The sequence below is a fragment of the Streptococcus sp. 4094 genome (assembly GCF_013277125.1).
In the GTDB taxonomy this organism is placed as follows: Bacteria; Bacillota; Bacilli; order Lactobacillales; family Streptococcaceae; genus Streptococcus.
Window position 1 is genome coordinate 1 of sequence record NZ_VMMI01000034.1, and the last position, 11,630, is coordinate 11,630.

Here is an 11,630-nt window from a genome sequence, read left to right on the forward strand (position 1 = left end):
TTTTCGAAGAGTATAAATTTAAGTTACTGCTGTTATTCTTAGAGTCACGTGTTTCAATACAATACTCTTTAAGCGTATTTAAATTGGTTTTATACTAAAGCATTGATCATCGTTAATGAAAAATAGAAAAATCTCTAATAAAATTAAAAAATACTCATTCAAACTCAATAATTATCAGTTATAATACTTGAATGCTATAAATTTAAATGTTATAATCAGTTAAAGTGTTTACAATCATATAGCAATCTTTTTTAAGATGTTCTTCTCTTAATATTACTAAAAAATTTAAGGGGGGGGCTTTTTATTTGCCCTAATGCTTTAAATCAACACGAATAAAATAAATCAAGGAGGTTGAATCTCATGAAGAGAGGTCAACAAGATTTTAGAACTGAAAGATACCTTCGGTATGGTATTCGTAAGTATAGTTTTGGGGCAGCATCAGTGGCGATTGCGGCTGGTTTGATGTTTCTTGGAACTGGTGCGGTTTCAGCGACAGAAGTAGAAGGAGTTAATGAAACATCTTCAACAACGACTCCAACACTGACCATAGGCGATGAAGGTGCTAATCAAGGTGCTAACTCATCTAAACCCACTACTTATGACGCAGAGCCAGTTTTAACTAGAGATGCTAGTGAAGATACTGCCTCATCCCAAGCTAGCGATGAGAATACCGAAGCAGCGGTAACTGAATCCTCTACAGAAACAGTTGCAGATAAGACGGAACTACAATCGAAAATTTTGACCTTACGTACTGCAATCCAGTCGGCTACTAAGGGGACAGACAGTCTAGCTCTTGACTTTGCTAATCAAACATTGACAAGTGCGCAAGCAGTTTTAGAAGCTAAACCAAGTCAAGAAGAGGTCGCTCAGCAAGTCCAAGCGCTAACAAATGCTATTACTGTAATCGCAGAGGCGTCTAGTCAAGCACAAGCTAATCAAGTCGATACAGCAGAAACAAATCAATCATCTGAAAAAGTAGAGTTAGAAAAGCGAGTGTCAGAGGCGGATGTAACCAATCGTTTAGTAAATAGTTTTTTGGAAAAAGAAGCAAATGATTCAAGCCTTTCTGAAGATGTCAAGAGTGCTATTAGAGCTGCCATAGCCAGCAATGCTGCTAAAATTACAGAAGCAAAGGCTGCTTTAGCAAATGGTGATGCGAGTGCCCAAGCCCTTAACCAATCGATGGCAGAACTGAAGTCATCTATTGAAGCTGTATATGTTACTCTCCGTAAAACAGGCAAAGAAGAATTTTCTGTTTCCTTGGCTGATACGCCTCCTGCCGGTGGTGTAATTGCACAACCAAATGCCAAAGATTATATATCCATTCCGCAGGGGGATGGCACTTATAAGATAGTTTCAACAGCTATAACAGAAGCCTCTGCAACAGGTAAGGATATCTATACCTTTGGTGCAACTGCCGCTACAAGAGGAGATGTCTCAACGGATAGAATCAGTGGAGATATTACGACTCTGGAAGCAGTCGTGTACTCTCACCAACGGACAGGTACCGACACGAATCCTGGCAACTCAGGTCAAGGAAATAATAATAAAGGTCGAATGGATTTTCCTCTAACCAAGGAACAAGCAGAAGCCTTGGCTGCAGAAGCTCCCCTCTGGAAAGGAAAACTCCGTGCAGATGGGTCAACAATTTCAACAGGTAATAATGTAGTTTTTGGTGCAGGAGGAGGATATGAATACCTTGCAACCCACATCTATCACTATGTCTATGAACAAGGTACTGACCGTGTTTATATCGAAAAAATCAAGGGACGATTTAGTGTGACAGAGAAAGCAGCCAAAGCTGGCTGGGAGGTTTCAAAGGTAGAGCCGACAAACTTACCAACAGGTTTAACCTATAATGCAGCTACAGATACTATTCAGGGGAAGATTGTGACAGATGGTCTGGCAAATGGGGTATATGATACGCGGATGTATGTGACCTATACCAATAAACAGACCAATGCTACTGTACGTGCAGTGTACCGAAATCTTCGTGGGGGTTGGATTGGTTGGCAAGATACAACTCCACCAAACATTGGAACCAATGGAGAGGTCTTTGAAGGAAAGGTTGGTAAAAGTAGCTTTACCAATGAACAAGGTCACTCTACAAATAGTATTGATATCCACTACTCAGATACTTCAGGTTCTCGTGCTATGTCTGGCGGTGCTAATGTTAGCTATACGCTAGCAGATGGGACGAATGTTACAGTCCGTAATCAATACGGACCAAGTACTACAGGAATCTCGGGTAATATTGTGACAGCTACTGGAACAGCTCGTGCCGTGGATACAGAGATTCCGGGATTGACCTATGCACTAGATGGTAGTAAACCCTTAACTAGTCCTGACGGTGTGACTACGGGTTATACAGGGAAGGCCTTGATTAGTGGGACTCCAACGGAAGCTGGTATTTATTATGTTACAGCCTATGCTAAGGACTGGAACCAGCCAACAGGTGCAAATGGTTGGACAACCCAGGGGCAAGAAACCCATGCAGGTATCACAGTTAAGGTAGCACCGAAAATTGATGTCCTCAACATTGCTGCATATGGAACAGAAGTCCCAGTGACTATCTCTAAAGGAGCTACCTATGCCAAGGTAACCATGCCTGATGGAAGTGTCACAGCACTTGAAAATAGAGAAGGCAAGTGGTATGTTGCCGCGGAGGGAACTACAAATACAGCAGTGACAGCTGGTGAATTAGTCGGAACAGTTGGTGAACAATTTAAATTAAAAGTTACAAGTGAAATGACAGCAACAGCTGGTGTAAATAAGATATCTGTTTATGCTAAAACAGAAGCTGTTACAGCATCCTTGATGCGTTCATCTGTCACACTCCAAGATAATGATAACTCGTCACATGTTGCAACCTTGAATAAAACAAGTGGACGTTGGGAACTACCAGCTGAATATGCGACTGTTAGAACCGATCACAGAGATGGTACTTATGATGTAACGAATAGAGAAGTTTACACCTCTGTGCAAGCGGATGGCTCTATCAAGTTCTATATTTATGCCTATAACCGTAGTTATGATGCTACAGGAAAGGTTACAGCAGTTAATGATGTGACTCGTAAAGAAACAGTTTATGCGAGAGAAAATACCTTAGCTACAAGAGTTGGGAATGGAACCTATGTAACAGTTTCTTACGATAAAGCTACGAACACATGGTCGTCATCGGATCAGTCAGTAGTGACAGCTAGAAAGACAGATGCTGATCATTGGGAAGTATCTACTTCATCAGGATTTTCTGGTGTGGTTAAGGCTACTACAGCAGAATCAACGGACGAAGCTACGATTATCAATAGAAAACCAACTGTTACTTCGACTTCTTATACAACTAAGATGAATACAACTGTAGACTTAGTAGATCGCAGTTTGGACGGAGTAAGTACGGTAACAACTAATGCTCATGTGACAGTAGCTGATGCAGAAGATGACTCACTTCCATCTACAAGTGATGCTGAGAAAACTTTCAAGACTAGTCACAATACCAAGATAACAACTATTACAGTAACTGATCCAAATGGTGGGGTGGTTGCATCTTACACAAAGACTGGTGATGCTCATAATTACCCAGATGCAACAAGCTTAAAATTGACAGAAGTTGGTGTTTATACGGTTACAGTAGATGTTATGGATAGTAATACTAACCTAGTTGATGAGACAAACGTTGGTGAGACAACAGCAGGGACAGATCATGGTGCAAACACATCCACGGCAAGAACAGTCTACACTATTACTGTTACTCCTCTGGATATAGAGGGTCAACCTACGAAATCATTGGCTATTCAAGGACGTCCACAATCAGGTAACCCAACATTTGAGTTTAAAACAGATACCGAAACTGAGACTGAGAAAGAGACAGAGATTGATCAGGGAACAAAACTCTATAGCCTTGAAGGAGCGATAGATGGCTCTGTAACGGCTACAAAAGATGGTAAGACAATAGGTACTTACAAGATTGATAAAGATACAGGATTGGTCACTTTCACTCCTGAAAAAGACTTTACAGGGGAAGCACCAGCAGTTACAGTACGTTTGACAGTAACATTTGCTAATGATACTACTGGCAACCCACTCACTGCAACTGCGACAGCTACCTACACCCCAACAGTTATTCCAGTAACTCCAAGCTCTGAAGCTTCTAAGACAACTGGGCCGCAAGGACAAGCCCAGACTTCAGTTATTAAGTATGACACTGCAGATACAGACGCTAGCACTGTGAACTTTACTAAAGGTAGTGCTCTGGTTGAAACTGTTGAGAAGTCTGTCGATCTAGATAAAGGAACGGTAACGCTTCTTGATGCCAATGGAGCAGAAACTACAACTGTCACAGTGGCCAATCAAGGTACCTATAGTCTAAACAAAGACACCAACACCATCACCTTCCAACCTCTTTCAAGTTTCGTAGGAAAGGCAACTCCAGTAACAGTTCAAGTGAAGGATGACAACGGAACAGCGACAACAACGACTTACACTCCAACGGTAACAGCTGTGACCATGACATCTGAAGATGCTACATCGACTGGTATTCAAGGGGCTACTCAAAGTGGAACTCCAGAATTTGAAACATCAGATCCATCAGTAACGATTGCAACACGTCAGTTGCTTGATCCATCAACGATGCAACCAACTACTAGTGTTACAATTGCAAATGAAGGAACATACACAATTGAACCAACAACAGGTCTTGTGACCTTCGTACCAGATCCATCATACAAAAAGAAGGGGACAGGTGTTACTGTTCAAGCAACGGACTCAAATGGTGAAACCTCAACCGCTACCTACACTCCGACAGTTACTCCAGTTTCTCTAACGTCGACTGATGTGACATCGAAAGATATTCAAGGGGCAGAACAAGAAGGAACTCCAACCTTTGCCTTGTCAAATGGAGCAGAAGCAACAACGACTATCACAGGCTATAAGCTTGTGGATCCAACTACAGGCCAAGCGACAGATGAAACATCTGTAGTTGTTCAATCAGTTGGTAAGTATACAATTGATTCAACGACAGGTAAAGTAACCTTCCAACCAGATGGTGCGTATAAGGGGACACCAGATGCCATCAAAGTTGAAGCAACTGCGACTGTTAAAAATGCCAAGAATGAAACTGCAAGCATTACGAAAGAAGCTACCTACACCCCAACAGTTATTCCAGTAACACCAAGCTCTGAAGCTTCAGAGACAACTGGACCGCAAGGACAAGCCCAGACTTCAGTTATTAAGTATGACACTGCAGATACAGACGCTAGCACTGTGAACTTTACTAAAGGTAGTGCTATGGTTGAAACTGTTGAGAAGTCTGTCGAGCTAGATAAGGGAACGGTAACGCTTCTTGATGCCGATGGAGCAGAAACTACAACTGTCACAGTGGCAAATCAAGGTACCTACAGTCTAAACAAAGACACCAACACCATCACCTTCCAACCTCTTTCAAGTTTCGTAGGAAAGGCAACTCCAGTAACAGTTCAAGTGAAGGATGCCAACGGAACAATTACAACAACGACTTACACTCCAACGGTAACAGCTGTAACTCCAACAGGTGCTTCATCGGTTACTGAAGGAGCTCGTGGAACTATTCAAACATCTCCTGTAGTATTTGATACGCCAGATCAAGATAATACAACAGTAAACTTTAATAAAGGTCATGAAAAAGTTGAACTTGATAAGTCTACTCTAACATTAATTGATAAAACTGGTAAAGAAGTGAAAGAAGTTGTAGTTCCAGGAGAAGGAACATATGTACTTAAGGATGGAGTCGTTGAATTTACTCCAGAAAAAGATTTCGTAGGCAAGGCAACTCCAGTAACAGTTCAAGTGAAAGACGTCAATGGTAAGGTGGTTTCTGAAACTTATACTCCAACTGTGCGTCCTGTAACGGAGTTTAAAGACACAGATGGGAATGTTGTTTCAGGAAGTACTACAGAAGATGGCAAAGTTGATAAGAAGGACTTCCCAGGTTATAGATTTGTTGAAACTAAAGTTGATAACAAAGGTAATACTACTCATATCTATGAAAAAGTAACAACAACATTTAAGGATAAGGAAGGCAATCTTATTACTGTTGATAAAGATAACAACCCTGTGAAATCAACGGAAAAAGGAGAAATCCCAGCTAAAACGATCCCAGGTTATAAATTCGTAGAAACGAAGAAATTACCAAATGGTGATATTGAGCATATCTATGAAAAAGTAACAACAACATTCAAGGATAAGGAAGGCAATCTTATTACTGTTGATAAAGACAACAACCCTGTGAAATCAACAGAAGAAGGAGAAATCCCAGCTAAAACGATCCCAGGTTATAAATTCGTAGAGACTAAGAAACTTCCAAACGGAGATATCGAACACATCTACGAAAAAGTAAGTACCTTCTTTAAAGATAAAGAAGGCAAAGAGATTCCAAACTATCCAAGTGAGCCAGGTACAGTCGATAAGAAAGACATTCCAGAATACAGATTCGTAGAGACTAAGAAACTTCCAAACGGAGATATCGAACATATCTACGAAAAAGTAACAACTTCATTCAAAGATAAAGAAGGCAACGAGATTCCAAACTATCCAAGTGAGCCAGGTACAGTAGATAAGAAAGATATTCCAGAATACAGATTCGTAGAAACGAAGAAATTACCAAATGGTGATACTGAACATATCTATGAAAAAGTAAGTACCTTCTTCAAAGATAAAGAAGGCAAAGAGATTCCAAACTATCCAAGTGAGCCAGGTACAGTAGATAAGAAAGACATTCCAGAATACAGATTCGTAGAAACGAAGAAATTACCAAATGGTGATACTGAACATATCTACGAAAAAGTAACACCACCAGCTCCTCAACCAAATCCAGGTAAGCAAAATACAACTACTTGGACAGATGAGAATGGAAATCCATTGAAACCAAGTGAGCCAGGTTCTAAAGAACCGGGAACAATTCCAGGTTACGAATATGTGAAGACTGTGACAGATTCAAATGGAAATATCAGACATATCTTCCGCAAAGTTGAGATGCCAACTCCAACACCGGTTGAACCGACTCAACCAGCACAACCGGTAGAGCCAGCAACTCCAGCAATACCTGAACAGCCAGCTAAACCTCAAATGCCAGCAACACCTAAATATGTTGATGGTCAAAAAGAATTGCCTAACACAGGTACAGAAGCTAACGCTAGCCTCGCAGCGCTTGGACTTCTTGGAGTCCTAGGTGGATTTGGACTTCTTGCTCGCAAGAAAAAAGAAGACTAATCTTTCTAATGGGTATAATTTGTTTGCAATGAACAAATTGTCCTTAATGAGTATGGGCAAAAACTTCATTTCAGGATAAAATGAAGCCACAATAAAACGCATAGTATCAAGTTTTCAAGACCTGATATTATGCGTTTTTTAATTTTAAAGACTTTTTCGGTCTCACTTATTGTATAGTGAAATGAGATAAAAAATGGATAAATTGATTGGGGGATTTAAACCAATTTCTAACAATGTTTTAGAAAACTCGGCAGACTATTCCAGATTCAATCAACTATAATGTTAAAAGTTATTGGACCTGTAGAGGTTCCACAATCTCATCATTTTGAGTCTAAAAGGAGAATGGTTTCCATGCTTTTATTGCTGCTCTCTACAAACGTGAGCTTGTGCATGAGTCGAACGTTGGGGAGCTCCTCGATATGTTAGAGGATTGGGAGTTTTAAAAAATCCTTGTTTATGCTTTTTCATATGCAATCGATTTGTAGTAGATAAAAAGACTGAGAGCTTACTTCTCAGTCTTGGATATGTTGAAAGAGGTGGTCGAGTTGGTTTAGGTAGTCGGTGCGTGAGTTGATAATTCTCAGGATATGGACTTCTTTTTCATGAATGAGGTAAAAGAGTAGGTATTGTTTAGAGACAATCATTCTGAGAGTGTTTCCTGGATAGAGGGAGTATCCGATTTTATGGTCAAAGTTAATACCGCCCTCTGGTGAGAAGGTGAGTAGGTTGCTGGTTTGTTGGAGACGAGTGATGACTTTCTTGGCTATGTTTTCACTGAAGTCTGTGGAGTAATAGATGAAGACATCGTCCAAGTCTTGTCTGGCTTGTTCTGTAAAGCGTACTTTATAGTCCATACTTTGAAAAGACCTCGTCTGCGTCGTAGAGACGCCCCTCGATGATGTCTTGGTAGCCTTTATCTAGTTCTGTTTTGAGTTCTCCTAGGAAGATTTCTGCTTTGAGTTGGTCGGCTGTTTTAATTGGGAGACCTTTTTCAAGGACGATTTGTTCTACAAAGAGGTTGAGGGCATCTGAAAGGCTGATGTTTTGGCTTTCTAGGATGGTTTTTGCTTCTTCAAATAGTTGGGTATTGACGCGGAAGTTATAAACTCGGTCTCGTGTAAGTCTTGACATGGCATTTCTCCTTGTAATGATATTGTATTACATATACATTACAAAAAAAGATCGAGAAAGTCAAGGGCTGTTTTAGTAGGGAAGGGTGGTAGGTTGGTAATTTAAACTATTAAACAGAATTTTTGATTAAAAGTAGTATTTTAAGAGAAAAATTTTCAATTTCACAAATTTTAGGCAAACGCTTGCATTCTAGTTTTTATTGGATTATAATAGGTTGGTATAAAGCTTTCTGTAATAATAAAATGTAGAAGGTGTAGAAAGTAAGGATTTAGAATATTTGTAGTCAAAAGACAATGTTGCAATTCCTTACCATAGGGAGATAGATATGGCAATGATAGAAGTGGAACATCTTCAGAAAAATTTTGTGAAGACAGTTAAGGAACCAGGGTTGAAGGGGGCATTACGTTCCTTTATTCATCCTGAAAAGCAGCCCTTTGAAGCGGTCAAGGATTTGACCTTTGAGGTCCCAAAGGGGCAGATTTTAGGCTTCATCGGGGCTAATGGTGCTGGGAAGTCAACAACAATCAAAATGCTGACAGGGATTTTAAAACCGACATCTGGTTTTTGTCGGATTAACGGCAAGATTCCCCAGGACAATCGTCAAGATTATGTCAAAGATATTGGCGTAGTTTTTGGACAACGCACCCAGCTATGGTGGGATTTGGCCCTGCAAGAGACCTACACGGTTTTGAAAGAGATTTATGATGTGCCAGACTCGCTCTTTCATAAGCGTATGGACTTTTTGAATGAAGTCTTGGATTTGAAGGACTTTATAAAGGATCCCGTGCGGACTCTTTCACTGGGACAGCGCATGCGGGCGGACATTGCAGCTTCCTTGCTTCACAATCCCAAGGTACTCTTTTTAGATGAGCCGACCATTGGTTTGGACGTTTCGGTCAAGGATAACATTCGTCGGGCTATTACTCAGATCAATCAGGAGGAAGAAACCACCATTCTCTTGACCACTCACGACCTGAGCGACATTGAGCAACTCTGTGATCGTATTTTTATGATTGACAAGGGGCAGGAGATTTTTGATGGAACGGTTAGCCAGCTCAAGGAAACCTTTGGCAAGATGAAGACTCTTTCCTTTGATTTGGTGCCAGGGCAAAGTCATCTCGCTTCTCACTATGAAGGCCTACCTGATATGACAATTGATAGACAAGGAAATAGCCTTAATATTGAATTTGATAGTTCCCGCTACCAGTCAGCTGATATTATCAAGCAAACCCTGTCTGATTTTGAAATCCGTGATTTGAAGATGGTGGATACGGATATTGAGGATATTATCCGTCGCTTCTACCGAAAGGAGCTCTGAGATGGTCAAATTGTGGAGACGTTATAAACCCTTTATCAATGCAGGGATTCAGGAGTTGATTACCTATCGAGTCAATTTTCTTCTCTATCGGATTGGTGATGTGATGGGAGCTTTCGTGGCTTTTTATCTCTGGAAGGCTGTCTTTGATTCCTCGCAGGAGTCCTTGATTCAGGGCTTCAGCATGGCAGATATCACCCTCTACATCATCATGAGTTTTGTGACCAATCTCTTGACTAAGTCAGATAGCTCTTTTATGATTGGGGAGGAGGTCAAGGATGGCTCCATTATCATGCGTTTGTTGCGGCCAGTGCATTTTGCGGCCTCCTATCTTTTTACCGAGCTTGGGTCTAAGTGGTTGATTTTTATCAGCGTTGGCCTTCCATTTTTAAGTGTTATTGTCTTGATGAAAATCTTATCTGGACAAGGGATTGTAGAAGTGCTGGGCTTAACTGTTCTATATCTTTTTAGCTTAACGCTCGCCTATCTGATTAACTTTTTCTTTAATATCTGCTTTGGATTTTCAGCCTTTGTGTTTAAAAATCTTTGGGGTTCCAATCTACTAAAGACTTCCATAGTGGCCTTTATGTCTGGAAGTTTGATTCCCTTGGCTTTCTTTCCAAAGGTTGTTGCAGATATTCTGTCCTTCCTGCCTTTTTCATCCTTGATTTATACCCCAGTCATGATTATTGTTGGGAAATACGATGCTAATCAGATGCTTCAGGCACTCGTTTTGCAGTTTTTCTGGCTCTTAGTGATGGTGGGCTTGTCTCAGTTGATTTGGAAACGAGTCCAGTCCTTTATCACCATTCAAGGAGGTTAGTATGAAAAAATATCAACGCATGCATCTGATTTTTATCAGACAATACATCAAGCAAATCATGGAATACAAGGTGGATTTTGTGGTTGGTGTCTTGGGAGTCTTTCTGACTCAAGGCCTGAATCTCTTATTTCTCAATGTCATCTTTCAACACATCCCATCCCTAGAAGGTTGGACTTTTCAAGAAATTTCCTTTATCTATGGTTTTTCCTTGATTCCTAAGGGCTTGGATCATCTCTTTTTTGACAATCTCTGGGCACTGGGGCAACGCTTGGTGCGAAAAGGAGAATTTGATAAGTATCTGACTCGTCCTATCAATCCTCTCTTTCACATCTTGGTTGAGACCTTTCAGATTGATGCCTTGGGTGAACTCTTGGTCGGTGGAATTTTACTAGCGACAACAGTATCAAGCATTGCTTGGACTCTTCCAAAATTCCTGCTTTTCCTAGTCTGTATTCCTTTTGCGACCTTGATTTATACTTCTCTTAAAATCGCGACAGCCAGCATCGCTTTTTGGACCAAGCAGTCAGGGGCTATGATTTACATTTTCTATATGTTTAATGATTTTGCAAAGTATCCGATTTCGATTTACAATTCTCTTCTTCGTTGGTTGATTAGCTTTATCGTGCCTTTTGCCTTTACGGCCTACTATCCTGCTAGCTATTTTTTGCAGGACAAGGATGTACTCTTTAACATTGGAGGTTTGATTTTGATTTCCCTTGTCTTTTTTGGTATTTCCTTGAAACTATGGGACAGGGGCTTGGATTCTTATGAAAGTGCTGGATCCTAAGATGAAGAAACTCAAAGCCTTGTCTTAGGACAGGCTTTTTCTAATAGAGATGAAAATTTCTTGACATCTATTCTCAGAGTGCTATACTGTAATTGTAATCGCCGATTTAGCTCAGTTGGTAGAGCAAGGCACTCGTAAAGCCTAGGTCACAGGTTCGATCCCTGCAATCGGCAAAGTGAAGAAGTCTCATCAGGCTTCTTTTTCTTTTTAAAGAAAATCAGACCACTTAGACCGATATAGAGACCAGATAGGCAAACGAACTTGTTCTTGAAACTGACCTCTGCTATAATGATTTTTGTGAGGGACGTGAGTATTCATACTCTTCGAAAATC

The 11,630-nt window shown here is 40.6% G+C and carries 6 protein-coding genes and 1 tRNA gene; 5 read left to right on the forward strand and 2 right to left on the reverse strand.

Annotated features, from left to right (window positions below; translation table 11 throughout):
• Window positions 1-360 precede the first annotated feature (360 nt).
• On the forward strand, window positions 361-7,242 hold the full coding sequence (locus HT721_RS07975) for a YSIRK-type signal peptide-containing protein (RefSeq protein WP_173229529.1): 6,882 nt from the start codon (window positions 361-363) through the stop codon (window positions 7,240-7,242).
• Window positions 7,243-7,754: 512 nt separating this feature from the next.
• Here the strand turns inward: HT721_RS07975 and HT721_RS07980 are convergent.
• Together HT721_RS07980 and HT721_RS07985 are read right to left on the reverse strand one after the other, a co-directional pair.
• Entirely contained in the window at window positions 7,755-8,096 is a 342-nt protein-coding gene (locus HT721_RS07980) for a type II toxin-antitoxin system RelE/ParE family toxin (protein ID WP_173229531.1), read from the reverse strand.
• Complete coding sequence (locus HT721_RS07985) at window positions 8,086-8,373, reverse strand: type II toxin-antitoxin system RelB/DinJ family antitoxin (protein WP_173229533.1); 288 nt, start codon at window positions 8,371-8,373, stop codon at window positions 8,086-8,088. Before HT721_RS07985 ends, HT721_RS07980 begins: the two co-directional genes overlap by 11 nt.
• Before the next feature lie 325 nt (window positions 8,374-8,698).
• Here HT721_RS07985 and HT721_RS07990 point away from each other — a divergent pair, with 325 nt between their 5' ends.
• The 4 genes from HT721_RS07990 to HT721_RS08005 all read left to right on the forward strand — a co-directional run bounded on the left by HT721_RS07990 (window position 8,699) and on the right by HT721_RS08005 (window position 11,471).
• Window positions 8,699-9,691, forward strand: coding sequence for an ATP-binding cassette domain-containing protein (locus HT721_RS07990; protein WP_173229535.1), 993 nt, complete (start codon window positions 8,699-8,701; stop codon window positions 9,689-9,691).
• Window position 9,692: 1 nt separating this feature from the next.
• Window positions 9,693-10,511: an ABC-2 family transporter protein gene (locus HT721_RS07995; RefSeq protein ID WP_173229537.1), complete on the forward strand. Its 819-nt coding sequence runs from the start codon at window positions 9,693-9,695 to the stop codon at window positions 10,509-10,511.
• A gap of 1 nt (window position 10,512) precedes the next feature.
• Entirely contained in the window at window positions 10,513-11,298 is a 786-nt protein-coding gene (locus tag HT721_RS08000) for an ABC transporter permease (protein WP_173229539.1), read from the forward strand.
• Window positions 11,299-11,398: 100 nt separating this feature from the next.
• Window positions 11,399-11,471, forward strand: a tRNA-Thr gene (locus HT721_RS08005).
• Window positions 11,472-11,630: the final 159 nt, after the last annotated feature.